This is a genomic window from Pseudomonas sp. HP_14 (genome assembly GCF_055283875.1).
Genome location: NZ_JBTOQI010000046.1, coordinates 95,117 through 110,777 on the forward strand (window position 1 = coordinate 95,117; position 15,661 = coordinate 110,777).

The following is a 15,661-nucleotide window of genomic DNA, read 5'->3' on the forward strand; positions in this document are numbered from 1 at the left end:
GCGGTCTATCAGGTAGACCGCGTCATCGTTCATCGCGAGCAAGCTCACTCCTACAGGATCACCATCAGAAATCCTTACAGAGACGCAAGCCGTCGTAGATCGCCGCGTGGGTATTACGCTGTGCCACGCAGTCACCGATACGGAACAGCAGGTACCCGTCACCCGGTTCGCTCAAACAAGGTTGCGGCTGGATTGCGAACAGCGCTTCGATATCAATCTGGCCCTTGTTTCGCGAGTCGGCTTTCAACGCGTAATACAACTCTTCATCAGGACGCACGCCGTTCTCGACGACCACCTGATCCACCACCCGCTCTTCTTTCGTACCGGTGTATTCGTTCTCCAGTACCGCTACCAGCTTGTCGCCTTCGCGATAGACCTTCTCCAGCATCATGTCGCCGGTCATGATCACTTCTTTCGGATACATGCTGCGGTAGTACGTCGGGAACGAAGTGCCGCCAATCGCAACGCCCGGCTTGATGTCGTCGGTGACGATTTCTACCTGGCAGCCTTTGTCGGCGAGGAAGTCAGCCGCCGACATCCCGGTGAACTCACAGATGGTGTCGTAAACCAGCACGTTCTTGCCCGGCGCAACCTTGCCGTCGAGAATGTCCCAACTGCTGACCACTAAACCTTCAGCCGCGCCCCAATGTTCGTTCTGCTCCAGAAACGGATGACCGCCCACCGCCAGCACGACGATATCCGGACGCAGGTCCATGATGGTTGCCGGATCCGCCGCAGTACCCAGACGCAGATCGACTTTCAAGCGCGCCAGCTCCAGCTGGAACCAGCGGGTGATGCCTGCAATTTGGTCACGTTGCGGGGCTTTCGAGGCGGTGGTGATTTGCCCGCCGATAAACTCTTTCTTCTCGAACAAGGTCACGTCATGACCGCGCTCGGCCGACACCCGCGCTGCTTCCATGCCCGCAGGCCCGGCACCGACGATCACCACCTTGCGCTTCAGCCCGGTGGATTTTTCGATGATGTGCGGCACGCCCATGTATTCACGGGAGGTCGCGGCGTTCTGAATACACAGTACGTCGAGGCCCTGGTATTGGCGGTCGATGCAATAGTTGGCACCCACGCATTGTTTGATCTGGTCAACCTGGCCCATCTTGATCTTGGTGATCAGGTGCGGGTCAGCAATGTGAGCGCGAGTCATGCCGACCATGTCGACATAACCACCTTCGAGAATCCGCGTCGCCTGGTTCGGGTCCTTGATGTTCTGCGCGTGCAGCACAGGCGCCTTGACCACTTCTTTGATACCGGCGGCCAAATGCAAAAACGGCTCCGGGGGATAGCTCATGTTCGGAATAACGTTGGCCAGCGTGTTGTGGGTATCACAGCCCGAACCGACCACGCCGATGAAGTCGATCATGCCGGTCTGGTCGTAGTACTTGGCGATCTCCTTCATGTCTTCGTGGCTGAGGCCGTCAGGGTGAAATTCGTCACCACAGATACGCAGCCCCACGCAGAAGTCAGGACCGACTTCCTTGCGCACTGCCTTGATCACTTCCAGGCCAAAACGCATGCGATTTTCGAAGCTGCCGCCCCACTCGTCGGTACGCTTGTTAACCCGCGGGCTCCAGAACTGATCGATCATGTGCTGGTGCACCGCCGACAGTTCAACACCGTCCAGGCCACCCGCTTTGGCCCGCGCCGCAGCGCTGGCGTAGTTGCCGATCACCCGCCAGATTTCTTCCGGCTCGATGGTTTTGCAGGTCGCACGGTGCACCGGCTCGCGAATACCCGACGGCGACATCAGTGTCGGCCAATGATCGCCATCCCAACGAGAACGACGGCCCATGTGGGTAATCTGGATCATGATCTTGGCGCCGTGCTTGTGCATGGCGTCAGCAAGGTTCTGAAAGTGCGGGATGATCTTGTCGGTCGCCAGATTGACCGACTTCCACCAGCCTTGCGGGCTGTCGATAGCGACGCTGGAAGAGCCACCACAGATCGCCAGGCCAATCCCGCCCTTGGCCTTTTCCTCGTAGTACTTCACGTAGCGGTCGGTGGTCATGCCGCCATCGGTGGCGTAGACCTCGGCGTGCGCAGTACTCAGTACACGGTTGCGAATGGTGAGTTTGCCGATCTGGATAGGCTGAAACATCGCTTCGAAAGCCATAACACGATCCTCGACTTACAGCGGCTTGACGATGAACAGGCCATCGTCGTGGCCTTCTTCAGAACCGCCATACACTTGCTCGGCCACGGTGCGAATCGGGCTGCCTGCTGCGGCCAGAATCTGATCCATCGCACCGGCGAACCACCCGGTGAACATGTAATCGACCTTACGGCCGACTTTGCCGTAGACGTACACAAAGCAGGAGTGCTCAAGCTTGACGCTGGCGGTGCCCTTTTCCAGATCGATGTCCTGAATCTTGAACAGACCCCAGCCGCGCTGCGACAGACGCTTCATGTAATGCTCAAAAACCGCGACACCTTCCAGACCGTGGCATTCAGCTTCTTTTTCGCACCAGTGCCAGGCGGATTTGTAGCCAGCTTTGTAGAGAATCTCGGCGTAAGCATCAGCGCCCAGTACTTCTTCGATGCCCATGTGGTTGTTGACGAAAAAGTGCCGTGGCACGTACAGCATCGGCAACGCATCGGAGGTCCAGACGCCAGTTTCGCTGTCGACTTCGATAGGCAGTTGCGGGGCGATTTTAGCCATGGGGTCAAACTCCAGATGTCCGGGTTACGCCCACTGCGCGAAATGGCAGTGGGGTGATCAATTCAATTAAGGTTTTGCTCGTGACCGGGGTGTTACTCGCCCCAGACATCTTTGAGCACGTTGACCCAGTTCTCGCCCATGATCTTGCGCACCGTGCGCTCGGAATGGCCGCGCTTGAGCAGGGTCTCGGTCAGGTTCGGGAACTCGCCAACCGTGCGGATGCCCAGCGGGTTGATGATCTTGCCGAAGCTGGTCAGGCGGCGGGCGTAGCCCTTGTCGTGGGTCAGGTATTCGAAAAAGTCCTGACCGTGACCCTGAGTGAAGTCGGTCCCAATCCCGATGGCGTCTTCGCCGACGATGTTCATGGTGTACTCGATGGCTTCGGCGTAATCATCGATGGTCGAATCAATGCCTTTGGCCAGGAACGGCGCGAACATGGTCACGCCAACAAAACCGCCGTGATCGGCGATGAACTTGAGCTCTTCGTCAGATTTGTTGCGCGGGTGTTCTTTGAGACCAGACGGTAGGCAGTGGGAATAACAGACCGGCTTTTTCGATTCGAGGATGACTTCTTCTGAAGTCTTGGAGCCGACATGGGACAGGTCGCACATGACGCCGACCCGGTTCATTTCAGCGACAATTTCGCGGCCGAAACCCGACAGTCCGCCATCACGCTCGTAGCAACCGGTGCCCACCAGGTTCTGGGTGTTGTAGCACATCTGCACGATACCCACGCCCAGTTGCTTGAAGATCTCGACGTAGCCGATCTGGTCTTCATAAGCGTGCGCATTCTGGAAACCGAAGAGGATGCCGGTCTTGCCCAGTTCTTTCGCCTTGCGGATGTCGGCGGTGGTCCGCACCGGCATCACCAGGTCGCTGTTTTCGCGCATCAGCTTCTGGCTTTTGCAGATGCTGTCGATGGTCGCCTGGAAACCTTCCCACACCGACACAGTGCAGTTGGCCATGGTCAGACCGCCTTTGCGCATGTCTTCGAACAGCTCACGGTTCCACTTGGCGATGATCAGCCCGTCAATAACGATGCTGTCGGCGTGTAATTCGGCTGGGCTCATCAGGCTGTCCCTTTATATAAGTGCTGATTGGGTACTGGTGCGTCGAATCGTATGCCGGCGCTATTGGGGCCAGCATATGCCTGAGGGTCGAGCGAGCCGGGTGCAAAAACGACAGAGGGTTTGCCGAAAGCGTCAAGAAACGACAAAGGGCGACAGGACGCCGCCGACGTGCATCTCGCCAACCTGTTCTTTAGAGCGCGCTTAGGCCAGAATCCAGCTCATCAAATGGAGTGGAGAGACTCGATGAACAAGGTTTTCCTGGCTTTGCTTCTTTTAGCGTCCAGCATCGCTAGCGCCCACGCGGCACAAAACCCTGACGCATCCCCATGCGACGGCGTAGAAGAGGACCAACAAACACTTGAGTGCTCGAAGTACAGCCGCGACACGGCCGAGGAATTGCTGAAAGAAAATTTCCAGAACCTGTTGCAGCGGGTTAACACTCAGTTCGGCGCGAACAAATCGCAGGCCAACGCCTTTGCCGAAAAACTCAAGGCTGCCCAGCTAGCGTGGGAAAAACTTCGCGACGCCGACTGCGCAGTGGAAGTATTCCCGGCTGCGGCGGGTAGCAAAGCCTTTAACATCGCCCAGAACGACTGCCTGGCACGTACCAGCGATGAGCGCTCCGAGTATCTGGAATCGATTGCGCAGGAATGAACACGGCAATGAGCTATGGTGTCTGCCTTATAACCCAAGGCAATGACGTAAAGGCTCTCTCATGATTATTTGTGGTGTGGAAATCAAAGGCAGCGAGGCTATTTTTGCATTGGCGACCCGCCAGCAAGGCGGCCTTGAGCATGTGCCCCTGGCGACCAAGAAGCTGGCACTCGAAGATGACGACGAGTCCGCCAACGTCAAAGCTTTCGCGACTCAGATCGCCAGTTTCGTGCGCGAAAACGGTATCAGCCACATCGTCATCAAGAAGCGCAGTAAAAAAGGCGAATTCGCCGGTGGCCCGACCACCTTCAAGATCGAGACAGTCTTTCAGTTACTGCGTGATTGCGAGGTCACCCTGCTGTCACCGCAAACCATCAACGCGCAGAACAAGAAACACAACTTCGACCTGCCTGCTTCGCTGAACAAATATCAGCACGAGGCGTACAAGGCAGCGTGTTCGGGACTAATGAAAAACCTGTAGACGTGCACGCATAATCTTTAGGAGTGAGCTTGCTCGCGATAAGGCCGGAACGGCCTTAAATCGAATTCAGGTTCAAACTTTTACCAGCGCTTCGCACTGGATCGCGAGCAAGCTCACTCCTACAGGTGGAAACGCTCACAGGACAAATACAAACGGCCGCAATCATTGCTGATCGCGGCCGTTTTGTTTGCAGCAGGTCAATCGGTCAGTTCAGTACTGCCTTGCCAGCCCGCTCGCCCTTGCGACGACGGGAAACCAGAACACCGGCGGCAATCACCAGAATACTCAGCAAGCCCGTCGCGATGATCTCCACGCGGTGCGATTCCTGAACCAGCATGATGCCCAGCACGCCGACGATGAACACAATCACCGCCCAGGTCAGGTACGGGAACAGCCACATCCGGAACGACAGGGTCTCCCCCGCTGCGATGCTCTTCTGACGCATACGCAGTTGGGAAACCGCGATCACCAGGTACACCAGCAGCGCGATTGCACCGGAACTGGCGAGCAGGAATTCAAACACGGCAGCCGGAGCCACATAGTTAGCGAATACCGTCAGGAACGCAGCTGCAGTAGACAGGATCACCGCCCAGTGAGGTGTGCCGCTTTTGCTGGTGCGGGTCGCAACCGCTGGGGCATCACCGCGTTTGCCCAGCGAGAACAACATGCGCGAAGCGGTGTACAACGCGGAGTTCAAGCAGCTGGTTACCGCGATCAGCACCACGATATCCACAATCAACTTGGCATTCGGGATGCCCATCATGTCCAGCACGGTCTGGTAAGAGCCCACTTCAGCCAGGCGTGGATCATTCCACGGCACCAGCGAGACAACGATGAAAATCGAAACCAGATAGAACAGGCAGATCCGCCAGATCACCGAGTTGGTAGCCTTGGTGATCTGTTTTTCCGGATTTTTTGATTCCGCGGCAGCGATAGTAACGATCTCGGTGCCCATGAACGAGAACATGGTGGTCAGCATCGCAGCCAGCACCGCGCCCATACCGTTAGGCAAAAAGCCTTGGGTATCGAACAGGTGGCTGACGCCGCTGACCTGGCTGTTGGGCAGCAGACCGAAAATAGCCGCTACGCCCAGCGCTACAAAACCGATGATCGCCAGCACTTTGATCAAGGCGAACCAGAACTCGAACTCACCGTAGTTCTTCACGCTGAACAGGTTGGTTACCGTGAGCAGCAGGGTGATAACCAACGTGAACACCCAGATTGCGATGTTCGGGAACCACGCATGCAGGATCGTTGCGGCGGCGTTGGCCTCCAGCGGGATGACCAATACCCAGAACCACCAGTACAGCCAACCGATAGTGAAACCGGCCCAATGCCCGATAGCGCGATCGGCATACGTCGAAAACGACCCGGTATCCGGCGCCGCTACTGCCATTTCGGCCAACATGCGCATGACCAGTACTACCAGCGTACCGGCCGCCGCATAAGCCAACAGAACTGCCGGACCGGCTTCGGCAATCGCATGCCCGGAACCGACAAACAGACCGGCGCCAATGACACCAGCAATGGACAGCATGGTGATGTGCCGAGGTTTGAGCCCCTGATTGAGCTCTGAAGCATTAGGGATGCTGCTCATAAAACTACCTTTGCGTGCGGAGCGACTGCCTGACCGTCTCCGTAAAAGGAAAGAAACGGGGCGTTTTTTATTCTTTACGCAAGTTTTGCGCCAGAACAGTTCAAAAACGACGTCGCTTATGGAAACGTTAGTGCTAGAGCTATCGGATTAGTCTTGGGGAGAATCGTTTCAGCTAGTCAGTGACACGTTTTGTTACCGATGTGCACAGCGCCGCAGTAGAAAAATGCACCAAAAATACACAAAGCGTTTAGGTGCGCACTATCGGAGTGCCTGGCTGCGTACTGAGAAAAAGAAGCACAAAGTGACAGGACGGATCAGGCAGTTGATTGCTCTCTTAATACATCCATAGCAAATATTGGACTTGTAGAAGCTCACCGAGGTTACGAGGCCAGCGATGGCGGAGTGTCAGACAAACCGTCGTCGCTGGCCTCGTAACCTCGGTGAGTTCCTACAGGTTCAGGTCAACAATGCTGGACCTCGCCGATACATGGCTTAACAAATGCTTCAAGCCGACAGCGACATTTTGCGGTAACTCATGTCCAACACCCGTCGTCATCACCAGCTGCCCAATAAGTCCCGCAATTGCAACGGAGCAACACCCATGCAGATGTACAAAAAATTCCTGCTGGTCGCAGCCGCCACACTGGCGTTCACTACCAGTGCCTTTGCGGTGGAGACATTGAAGTTCGGTGTCGAAGGGGCTTACCCACCGTTCAACGGTAAGGATGCTAGCGGCCAGGCGGTGGGCTTCGATGTCGAAATCGGCCATGCCCTGTGCGCAAAAATGAAAGTCGAATGCGAAGTGGTGACATCCGACTGGGAACAGATCATCCCCGCACTTAATGAAAACAAGTTCGACTTCCTGATTTCCTCAATGTCCATCACCCAGGAGCGCCGCCAACTGGTGGACTTCACCGAGCCGTACTACTCGAACAAACTGCAGTTTGTCGCGCCGAAGGGCAGCGACATCAAAACTGACAAGGCGTCGATTCGCGACTCGCTGCTGGGCAAGACCATTGGTGCACAAGCGTCCACATTGTCAGCCTCCTGGCTGCAGGAAAACCTGGGCATGGATATTACTCTGAAGCTCTATGACACTCAGGAAAGTGCCTTTGCCGACCTGGCTGCCGGGCATATCGATGCACTGCTCGCCGACAAATATGTCAGCTATGAATGGCTCAAGGGCCAGCCGGGCTCAAGCTTTGAATACAAAGGCGATGCAGTTCTGGACAACGACAAGATTGGCATTGCCGTGCGCCTGAATGATCCATTGCGCGCCAGACTCAACCTGGCCATCAAGGAAATCATTGAGGACGGTACCTACAAGAAGATCAACGACAAGTATTTCCCGTTCAGCATTTTGTGATCGAAGGCTCTGGATCAAGCCTTTGCGGTAAATTTTTCAGGCCTCGGACGTTCATACGCATAGACGGCTGATCAGCACGCTGCTATGAAGGGGGCTGGCTTTTAAACCGCCAGCCCCTTACACGCTTGAACGCGATAGTTGACCATGGCCAACGACCCCGATTTGCACGATGAACAGCTTCGCAGTCGCTTCCGGGCACTGGACAGTTTCCTGTTTGCCTGGCAACCGCTATGGCGACCCAAGCCGTTCACTCACCTGCAGTTGCCTTGGGAGCATCAGTATCCAGAGCTGGCTGACTGGCTACGTCAGCGCTCGCTCAGCCAGGCCGAAGTTGCTCACAACCACCCCGAGCAACTGGCAGCACCTTTCCCCTTCCCGCAACTGGCGCACGAAGCAAGGGAGCTGAGTCACGTACAAGCATTGCCCACTTCGGCACTTGCCCCCGTAGAGCCACGCATGAGTGTCGACGTGCCAGGACGCAAATGGCAGCAGATCGAAGCGTTTGCCAGCTGCCTGAGCTTCGAGCGCAAACCTGCCCACTGGCTGGACTGGTGTTCGGGCAAAGGTCATCTGGGCCGTCGCTTGCTTGAAACCGGCCAGGCGTTAACCTGTCTGGAGCGCGACCCCGCTCTGATCAAGGCCGGAAGTGAACTCAGCAAGCGCCTGAAGCTTGAGGTCGGGCACGTCCAACAGGACGTCATGGCCGACGATGCCTGGCGCCGACTGCAAGCCCATCACACCCCGGTCGCTCTGCATGCGTGTGGAGATTTACATATTCAGTTGATGCGTCTTGCCAGTCAGGTCGGCTGCAACCAATTGGCTATCGCGCCATGTTGTTACAACCGCATCGAAGCCGAACAGTATCAGCCCGTATCCAGCGAAGGACAGGCATCAGCCTTGAGGCTATCCCGGGAAGATCTCGGCTTACCTCTGAGCGAGACCGTGACTGCCGGAGCTCGCGTTCGTCGCCAGCGCGATCAATCCATGGCTCGCCGACTGGCCTTTGATTTACTGCAAAGACGCCTGCAGAACAGCGACACCTACCTGCCGACCCCTTCACTGCCCAGTGCCTGGCTGGATAAGTCTTTTGAAGACTACTGTCGTGACCTGGCAGCACTCAAAGGCTTGCCCGACCCTGGCGTCCAACATTGGTCCACCCTTGAAACTGCGGGCCAGGAACGCCTGGCACAGGTGCGGAATCTGGAATTGGTTCGCAACTTGTTCCGTCGGCCTCTGGAGTTATGGCTGGTGCTTGATCAGGCGCTTTATCTGCAAGAACAGCACTACCGTGTGAGCGTCGGCACCTTCTGCGAAAGCAACATCACCCCACGTAATCTGTTGCTGATTGCAGAGCTGCATTGACGCGGATCAACTGGATAGCCTGTGGATAACTCTGTTGATGAAATATCAAAGGGCGGATGATTTGCTTAGCAAGCTACTTATCCGAACGGTCAGAAGTTAACCTCAATTAAGAATAAAAAACCTTATAAAACATAAAGTTAAACTCAAACAAGAAGATTTCCATAAATTTCATTCCATTTGGCTATTTTCGCTCCCCCATTGTGCATAAAGATTTGAGCACAAGCGGTAAAGAAGGCCGCCAGGCACAGTGCTGCAATGTCATCAGGATGCTCACTGGCATCGCCCGTTACGCCGACCGACTACTGAGGAAGGAAACGTCTGATGAAAAATCTTGAAGCCGCCAAAGAACTGCGCAAAGCCGATTTGCATACGCCAAACAGCCTGGGCGAAGAAGCACGGCGTGATCTGTCCGCTGAACTCAATACCTTGCTGGCCGATATCTTCGGCCTGTACCTGAAAACCAAAAACTTCCACTGGCACATGTCCGGCCCTTACTTTCGCGACTATCACTTGTTGCTGGATGACCAGGCCGATCAAATTTTCGCCACTACCGATGCCATCGCTGAACGCGTCCGCAAACTGGGCGGCACCACCTTGCGCTCGACCGGCCACATCCAGCGCCTGCAACGTATTGCCGACAACGACGCTGACTTCGTGACACCAGCCGACATGCTCGCGGAACTGCGCGAGGACAACATGCAACTGGCCAACTACATGCGCGAAACCCACGCGCTGTGCGACGAACACAACGATGTCGCCACCGCCAGCCTGCTGGAAAACTGGATCGACGAGGCCGAACGTCGTATCTGGTTCCTGTTTGAGTCGGGGCGTACTGCTTAATAAAAAGCTTCTGTTGGAGCCGGGCTTGCCCGCGAAGAACGGTTACGCGGTGTACCTGCAAACACTGGCTTGTCCCTATTCGCGGGCAAGCCTCGCTCCAACGAGCCAGAGCGCCAAACAGCCCACCGAATTCCTCTGTTGCCCCTCCCCCCCGCGGTCTTTAGACTTACGCCTCATTTAAGCGAGAGCAGGGTCGATGTCCACGGTCTTTCCCGAAGATTCTGTCGGTCTAGTCACGCCGCAAACGGCACATTTCAGCGAGCCTCTGGCACTGGCCTGTGGCCGCTCGTTGCCTGCCTACGATCTGATTTACGAAACCTATGGCGAACTCAACGCAGCGCGCAGCAACGCCGTGTTGATTTGTCATGCCCTTTCCGGTCACCACCACGCGGCAGGCTACAACAGCGTCGATGACCGCAAGCCCGGTTGGTGGGACAGTTGTATCGGTCCTGGCAAGCCTATCGATACCAACCGGTTCTTCGTCGTCAGCCTTAATAACCTCGGCGGCTGCAATGGCTCAACAGGCCCGAGCAGCATCGACCCGGAAACCGGCAAGCCTTTCGGTGCCAACTTCCCGGTCCTGACCGTTGAGGACTGGGTACACAGCCAGGCGCGGCTGGCCGACCTGCTGGGCGTGCAACAGTGGGCGGCAGTCGTCGGTGGCAGCCTGGGCGGTATGCAGGCGCTGCAATGGACCATGACTTACCCGGACCGGGTGCGACACTGTCTGGCGATTGCCTCGGCTCCCAAGTTGTCAGCGCAAAACATCGCTTTCAACGAGGTTGCGCGTCAGGCCATCCTTTCGGACCCTGAATTCCACGGCGGCGACTTTCAGGAATTTGGCGTTATCCCCAAACGCGGCCTGATGCTGGCGCGGATGGTCGGGCACATCACTTACCTGTCCGATGACTCCATGGGTGAAAAATTTGGCCGCGGGCTGAAGAGCGAGAAGCTCAACTACGATTTCCACAGCGTGGAGTTTCAGGTTGAAAGCTATCTGCGTTATCAGGGCGAAGAGTTCTCCGGGCGCTTCGATGCCAACACTTACCTGTTGATGACCAAAGCGCTGGACTACTTCGACCCGGCAGGTGCTTTCAACGACAACCTGGCCGCGACGTTCGCCAATGTGACCGCAGACTTCTGCGTCATGTCGTTCACCACTGACTGGCGCTTCTCGCCTGCCCGATCGCGGGAACTGGTGGATGCCCTGATGGCAGCGAAAAAGAACGTCTGCTACATGGAGATCGATGCACCCCAGGGCCACGATGCGTTCCTGATCCCGATCCCGCGTTACCTGCAGGCTTTCTCCAGTTACATGAACCGAATTGTACTTTGAGGACGCCATGAGAGCCGATCTTGAAATCATCCAAGAATGGATCCCTGCGGGCAGTCGCGTACTCGACCTTGGTTGCGGCGACGGCGAACTGCTGGCCTGGTTGCGCGACAACAAGCAAGTGACCGGCTATGGCCTGGAAAACGACGCCGATAACATCGCCCGCTGCATCACCAAGGGCGTCAACGTTATCGAACAGGATCTGGACAAGGGCCTGGGCAACTTCGCCAGTAACAGCTTTGACGTCGTAGTCATGACCCAGGCCCTGCAAGCCGTGCACTACCCGGACAAGATTCTCGACGAAATGCTGCGCGTGGGCCGTCAGTGCATCATCACTTTCCCGAACTTCGGTCACTGGCGCTGCCGCTGGTATCTGGCGACGAAGGGCCGGATGCCGGTTTCTGACTTTCTGCCTTACACCTGGTACAACACGCCGAACATCCACTTCTGCACCTTTGAAGACTTCGAAGAGCTGTGCCGTGGGCGTCACGCGAAGGTCATTGATCGGCTCGCGGTGGATCAACAGCACCGGCACGGCTGGGCCAGCAAACAATGGCCTAACCTGTTAGGTGAGATCGGTATCTACCGGGTCAGCAGCCCGGGCTTGCAGGAACACCAGATCGCGATTTGAAGCAAACCTAAAACCGGAATCTGTAGGAGTGAGCTTGCTCGCGATTCGGTTTCACTGGCGCTAAATTACCGTCTGAACGGGCGCTATCGCGAGCAAGCTCACTCCTACAGGACCGTATTTCAATTCATAGACAGGAGAACAACCATGCGTCGCCTGGCAATCATGTTGATGTGCGCCCTTAGCCTGTCGGCGTTTGCCGCAGACTATGCCAAGCCCAACCGGCAAGAGACCTTTGGCGACGTAACGGTCTATTACAACGCTTTTGCTTCAAGCACCTTGTCACAGGAAGTGGCCGCCGCATCGGACCTGACTCGCAGCAAACAGCTAAGCGTGCTGAACATCACCGTACTCAAGGCGGGCAAGCCATTACCATCGAGCGTAAACGGCACCTACAAGGACCTGACCGGACGCCCTCAGCCTCTGACCTTCAAGCAAGTCTCGGACAAAGGCTGGATCAGCTATATCGCGCAGTTTCCGGTTAAACAGGCCGAAACCTACACCTTCAACATTGATGTGAAAGCCGGGAATGAAGAAAGCCATTCCTTCAGCTTCAATCAAGACATTTACCCAGGCGAATGATGAATTTCCCTCAGCTTGTATTGGCCAGCCACAACGCTGGCAAGCTCAAAGAACTCCAGGCCATGCTCGGCGACAGCGTGCAACTGCGCTCCATCGGGGAATTCAGCAGCGTGGAACCGGAAGAAACCGGCCTGTCGTTTGTTGAGAACGCGATCCTCAAGGCACGCAACGCAGCACGGATTTCCGGCTTGCCAGCACTGGCAGACGACTCGGGCCTGGCAGTGGACTTCCTCGGCGGCGCGCCAGGGATCTATTCCGCGCGCTACGCCGACGGCCAAGGCGATGCCGCCAACAACGCCAAGCTGCTCGATGCGCTCAGAGATGTGCCTGAAGAGCAACGCGGTGCCCAGTTTGTTTGCGTGCTGGCGCTGGTTCGCCATGCGGACGATCCACTGCCCATCCTCTGCGAAGGTTTGTGGCACGGGCGCATTCTGAACGCTGCCAGCGGTGAGCACGGCTTCGGTTACGATCCACTGTTCTGGGTGCCGGAACGCGATTGTTCCAGCGCGGATCTGAGCCCTGTAGAAAAGAATCAACTCAGCCATCGCGCCCGCGCTATGACGATCTTGCGCCAGCGTCTGGGCCTGGATCTGAAATGACCCAGGAAACGCCTGCAACAACGCTGTACCTCGGCGAAACCGGTTTTACCTCGACCGGGCCGAGGGCTGCACTGCCGCAACTGCCGCCGCTGTCGCTGTACATCCACATCCCGTGGTGCGTGCGCAAATGCCCGTACTGCGACTTCAACTCGCACACCGCCAGCCCGGTGTTGCCAGAAGCCGAATACATCGATGCGCTGCTGGCCGACCTTGATCTGGATTTGCCCCATGTGCACGGCCGTGAGCTGAGCTCGATCTTCTTCGGTGGCGGCACCCCAAGTCTGTTCAGTGCTGATGCGCTGGGCCGCTTGCTCCAGGGTGTCGAGCAACGGATTCGCTTTGCCAGCGACATCGAAATAACCCTTGAAGCGAATCCCGGCACCTTCGAGCAGGTCAAGTTCAGCGCCTATCGCGGGCTGGGCATCAATCGCCTGTCCATCGGCATCCAGAGTTTCCAGGAAGCCAAACTCAAGGCACTGGGCCGGATCCACAATGGTGACGAAGCGATTCGCGCCGCAGACATGGCGCGTCAGGCGGGCTTCGATAACTTCAACATGGACTTGATGCACGGCCTGCCGGATCAGTCGCCCGACGATGCATTGGGCGACCTGCAACAAGCCATCGACCTGAAACCGACGCATTTGTCCTGGTATCAGCTGACGCTGGAGCCCAACACGGTGTTCTGGAATCAGCCGCCGACGCTGCCTGAAGACGACATCCTGTGGGACATCCAGGAGGCAGGCCAGTTGCTGCTGGCACAGAACGGCTACGCGCAATACGAAGTGTCTGCCTACGCGCAACCCGGCCGACCGGCGCGGCATAACCTGAATTACTGGAGCTTCGGTGATTTCATCGGCATCGGTGCCGGAGCCCATGGCAAGCTCAGTCATCCGGACGGGCACATCGTGCGCACCTGGAAAACCCGCTTGCCCAAGGATTACCTGAACCCGGCCAAGCCATTCAAGGCTGGCGAGAAGCTGCTGAGCATTGAAGAGCTGCCTTTCGAGTTCCTGATGAACGCCCTGCGCCTGACAAATGGTGTGGACGCTGCATTATTTCGCGACCGTACGGGTCTAAGCCTCGATTCGCTGGCCAGCGCGCGCCGACAAGCCGAACAACGTGGCCTGCTGCAAGCGGATCCGGCCCGACTGGTTGCAACGCCGCAAGGCCAGTTGTTCCTCAACGACCTGCTGCAATACTTTCTGATCTAAGGACCCTGCATGGATTTGATACTCGACCTGCTCGCCACCATCTCCCGTTGGAGCCGCAGCAACCTATCGGAAATATCCCTCGCCTTGGTGGGCTGTTTGCTGGTGCTGTTTGGCTCGGACTTCAAGGGCTGGGTCGAACAGCGCATCAGTAGCTTTGCAGGAGCCTTGCGCATCCCGCTGATGGCGTTGCTGGTGACCATCGGCAGCGGCGCAGCGTTGATATACGCCACACCGTGGGTCATTCGCGGACTGAGCCAGTTCAACAACTACAGCCTGGCGCCCGTGTTGTTGGTGGTGTTGGTGTTGATCGGGGTTGTTGCGGACAGGAAGTGACGCTCAGTAGAAACGGTAGGAGCCAACTTGTTGGCGAGACATTGGTCCTGCGAACACAGGAATATTGCCTCGCGAACAAGTTCGCTCCTACCGAGGGATCGGCGGATTAATCCACCTTCTCGAACTTCAAATCCCACACGCCGTGCCCCAGGCGCTCGCCGCGGCGTTCGAACTTGGTGATCGGGCGCTCGGCCGGGCGTGGCACGCACTTGCCGTCTTCAGCCAGGTTGCGATAACCCGGCGCAACATTCATCACTTCCAGCATAAACTCGGCATACGGTTCCCAGTCGGTGGCCATGTGCAGAACACCGCCGACTTTCAACTTGCTGCGCACCAGTTCGGCAAACGCGGGCTGCACGATGCGGCGCTTGTGGTGACGGCTCTTGTGCCACGGATCCGGGAAGAACAGCATCAGGCGGTCAAGGCTGTTGTCAGCGATGCAGCGGTTGAGCACTTCAATTGCGTCGCAATCGTAGACCCGCACGTTGGTCAGGCCTTGGGTCAGCACACCATTGAGCAGTGCGCCAACGCCCGGGTTGTGAACCTCCACACCGATGAAATCCTGATCCGGCGCGGCCGCTGCCATTTCCAGCAGCGAATGGCCCATGCCGAAGCCGATTTCCAGTGTGCGCGGCGCCGAACGGCCAAACACCTGATCGTAGTCCACTGGCGCGTCGGCCAAAGGCAGCACATACAGCGGACGACCTTGGTCCAGGCCGCGCTGCTGGCCTTCAGTCATACGACCGGCGCGCATCACGAAACTCTTGATACGGCGGTGCTGGCGCTCTTCGCCGTCTTCGGCAACAGGCAGCTCTGGGTTTGGAATGTCTGGATCAGTCATCAAAAGGGTCTCATCAAACAACGCGTACTAACTGAATTAATGCTTTCCTGTAGGAGCTCACGAGCAACGCGAGGCAGCGATAGCGGTGTGTCA

At 57.0% G+C, this 15,661-nt stretch carries 16 protein-coding genes; 11 read left to right on the forward strand and 5 right to left on the reverse strand.

Annotated features, from left to right (window positions below):
* Nucleotides 1–64: 64 nt before the first annotated feature.
* From dgcA to ACYASS_RS25935, 3 genes are all read right to left on the reverse strand, one after another.
* Nucleotides 65–2,125, reverse strand: a complete 2,061-nt coding sequence (gene dgcA, locus ACYASS_RS25925) for a dimethylglycine demethylation protein DgcA (RefSeq protein WP_463588206.1) — start codon at nucleotides 2,123–2,125, stop codon at nucleotides 65–67.
* Nucleotides 2,126–2,140: 15 nt separating this feature from the next.
* A complete protein-coding gene (locus ACYASS_RS25930; RefSeq protein WP_187521455.1) occupies nucleotides 2,141–2,671 on the reverse strand; it encodes a DUF5943 domain-containing protein in 531 nt (176 codons plus the stop codon).
* 92 nt (nucleotides 2,672–2,763) lie between these two features.
* Complete coding sequence (locus tag ACYASS_RS25935) at nucleotides 2,764–3,741, reverse strand: dipeptidase (protein ID WP_243244406.1); 978 nt, start codon at nucleotides 3,739–3,741, stop codon at nucleotides 2,764–2,766.
* A gap of 243 nt (nucleotides 3,742–3,984) precedes the next feature.
* Here ACYASS_RS25935 and ACYASS_RS25940 point away from each other — a divergent pair, with 243 nt between their 5' ends.
* Together ACYASS_RS25940 and ACYASS_RS25945 are read left to right on the forward strand one after the other, a co-directional pair.
* Entirely contained in the window at nucleotides 3,985–4,395 is a 411-nt protein-coding gene (locus tag ACYASS_RS25940; protein ID WP_463588207.1) for a lysozyme inhibitor LprI family protein, read from the forward strand.
* Between the two features lie 61 nt (nucleotides 4,396–4,456).
* Nucleotides 4,457–4,876 carry a DUF3010 family protein gene (locus ACYASS_RS25945; RefSeq protein WP_243244408.1) on the forward strand — a complete coding sequence of 140 codons (420 nt, stop codon included), beginning with the start codon at nucleotides 4,457–4,459 and terminating at the stop codon, nucleotides 4,874–4,876.
* 205 nt (nucleotides 4,877–5,081) lie between these two features.
* On the opposite strand, the gene gabP is transcribed toward ACYASS_RS25945, so the two are convergent.
* Entirely contained in the window at nucleotides 5,082–6,473 is a 1,392-nt protein-coding gene (gabP, locus tag ACYASS_RS25950) for a GABA permease (RefSeq protein ID WP_122663969.1), read from the reverse strand.
* A gap of 601 nt (nucleotides 6,474–7,074) precedes the next feature.
* On the opposite strand from gabP, the gene ACYASS_RS25955 reads away from it, so the two are divergent.
* The 9 genes from ACYASS_RS25955 (at nucleotide 7,075) to ACYASS_RS25995 (ending at nucleotide 14,727) form a co-directional block, all read left to right on the forward strand.
* Nucleotides 7,075–7,839 (forward strand): transporter substrate-binding domain-containing protein, encoded by a 765-nt coding sequence (locus tag ACYASS_RS25955; RefSeq protein ID WP_243244410.1) that lies wholly within the window; start codon nucleotides 7,075–7,077, stop codon nucleotides 7,837–7,839.
* Nucleotides 7,840–7,983: 144 nt separating this feature from the next.
* Nucleotides 7,984–9,201 (forward strand): methyltransferase, encoded by a 1,218-nt coding sequence (locus ACYASS_RS25960; protein WP_463588208.1) that lies wholly within the window; start codon nucleotides 7,984–7,986, stop codon nucleotides 9,199–9,201.
* Between the two features lie 321 nt (nucleotides 9,202–9,522).
* A complete protein-coding gene (locus ACYASS_RS25965; protein ID WP_122663966.1) occupies nucleotides 9,523–10,041 on the forward strand; it encodes a Dps family protein in 519 nt (172 codons plus the stop codon).
* 196 nt (nucleotides 10,042–10,237) lie between these two features.
* Complete coding sequence (metX, locus tag ACYASS_RS25970) at nucleotides 10,238–11,377, forward strand: homoserine O-succinyltransferase MetX (RefSeq protein ID WP_463588209.1); 1,140 nt, start codon at nucleotides 10,238–10,240, stop codon at nucleotides 11,375–11,377.
* Between the two features lie 7 nt (nucleotides 11,378–11,384).
* Nucleotides 11,385–12,005: a methionine biosynthesis protein MetW gene (metW, locus tag ACYASS_RS25975; protein WP_243244414.1), complete on the forward strand. Its 621-nt coding sequence runs from the start codon at nucleotides 11,385–11,387 to the stop codon at nucleotides 12,003–12,005.
* 144 nt (nucleotides 12,006–12,149) lie between these two features.
* Complete coding sequence (locus tag ACYASS_RS25980; protein WP_243244415.1) at nucleotides 12,150–12,584, forward strand: DUF4426 domain-containing protein; 435 nt, start codon at nucleotides 12,150–12,152, stop codon at nucleotides 12,582–12,584.
* A complete protein-coding gene (gene rdgB, locus ACYASS_RS25985; protein ID WP_463588210.1) occupies nucleotides 12,581–13,183 on the forward strand; it encodes an RdgB/HAM1 family non-canonical purine NTP pyrophosphatase in 603 nt (200 codons plus the stop codon). The genes ACYASS_RS25980 and rdgB overlap by 4 nt, the downstream gene beginning before the upstream one ends.
* A complete protein-coding gene (gene hemW / locus ACYASS_RS25990; protein WP_463588211.1) occupies nucleotides 13,180–14,394 on the forward strand; it encodes a radical SAM family heme chaperone HemW in 1,215 nt (404 codons plus the stop codon). Before rdgB ends, hemW begins: the two co-directional genes overlap by 4 nt.
* Nucleotides 14,395–14,403: 9 nt before the next feature.
* Nucleotides 14,404–14,727, forward strand: a complete 324-nt coding sequence (locus ACYASS_RS25995) for a DUF3392 family protein (protein ID WP_122663961.1) — start codon at nucleotides 14,404–14,406, stop codon at nucleotides 14,725–14,727.
* 106 nt (nucleotides 14,728–14,833) lie between these two features.
* Here ACYASS_RS25995 and trmB read toward each other — a convergent pair whose 3' ends face one another.
* A complete protein-coding gene (trmB, locus tag ACYASS_RS26000; RefSeq protein WP_240350658.1) occupies nucleotides 14,834–15,481 on the reverse strand; it encodes a tRNA (guanosine(46)-N7)-methyltransferase TrmB in 648 nt (215 codons plus the stop codon).
* Between the last annotated feature and the right edge of the window lie 180 nt (nucleotides 15,482–15,661).

What these genes read in the sequence shown, in the direction of transcription:
- ACYASS_RS25995 (WP_122663961.1), top strand. Translation starts at nt 14,404, where the DNA reads ATGGATTTGATACTCGACCTGCTCGCCACCATCTCCCGTTGGAGCCGC.
- ACYASS_RS25980 (WP_243244415.1), top strand. Translation starts at nt 12,150, where the DNA reads ATGCGTCGCCTGGCAATCATGTTGATGTGCGCCCTTAGCCTGTCGGCG.
- gabP (WP_122663969.1), bottom strand. Translation starts at nt 6,473, where the DNA reads ATGAGCAGCATCCCTAATGCTTCAGAGCTCAATCAGGGGCTCAAACCT.
- dgcA (WP_463588206.1), bottom strand. Translation starts at nt 2,125, where the DNA reads ATGGCTTTCGAAGCGATGTTTCAGCCTATCCAGATCGGCAAACTCACC.
- trmB (WP_240350658.1), bottom strand. Translation starts at nt 15,481, where the DNA reads ATGCGCGCCGGTCGTATGACTGAAGGCCAGCAGCGCGGCCTGGACCAA.
- rdgB (WP_463588210.1), top strand. Translation starts at nt 12,581, where the DNA reads ATGATGAATTTCCCTCAGCTTGTATTGGCCAGCCACAACGCTGGCAAG.
- metX (WP_463588209.1), top strand. Translation starts at nt 10,238, where the DNA reads ATGTCCACGGTCTTTCCCGAAGATTCTGTCGGTCTAGTCACGCCGCAA.
- ACYASS_RS25935 (WP_243244406.1), bottom strand. Translation starts at nt 3,741, where the DNA reads ATGAGCCCAGCCGAATTACACGCCGACAGCATCGTTATTGACGGGCTG.
- ACYASS_RS25965 (WP_122663966.1), top strand. Translation starts at nt 9,523, where the DNA reads ATGAAAAATCTTGAAGCCGCCAAAGAACTGCGCAAAGCCGATTTGCAT.
- ACYASS_RS25955 (WP_243244410.1), top strand. Translation starts at nt 7,075, where the DNA reads ATGCAGATGTACAAAAAATTCCTGCTGGTCGCAGCCGCCACACTGGCG.
- ACYASS_RS25945 (WP_243244408.1), top strand. Translation starts at nt 4,457, where the DNA reads ATGATTATTTGTGGTGTGGAAATCAAAGGCAGCGAGGCTATTTTTGCA.
- ACYASS_RS25960 (WP_463588208.1), top strand. Translation starts at nt 7,984, where the DNA reads ATGGCCAACGACCCCGATTTGCACGATGAACAGCTTCGCAGTCGCTTC.
- hemW (WP_463588211.1), top strand. Translation starts at nt 13,180, where the DNA reads ATGACCCAGGAAACGCCTGCAACAACGCTGTACCTCGGCGAAACCGGT.
- ACYASS_RS25940 (WP_463588207.1), top strand. Translation starts at nt 3,985, where the DNA reads ATGAACAAGGTTTTCCTGGCTTTGCTTCTTTTAGCGTCCAGCATCGCT.
- ACYASS_RS25930 (WP_187521455.1), bottom strand. Translation starts at nt 2,671, where the DNA reads ATGGCTAAAATCGCCCCGCAACTGCCTATCGAAGTCGACAGCGAAACT.
- metW (WP_243244414.1), top strand. Translation starts at nt 11,385, where the DNA reads ATGAGAGCCGATCTTGAAATCATCCAAGAATGGATCCCTGCGGGCAGT.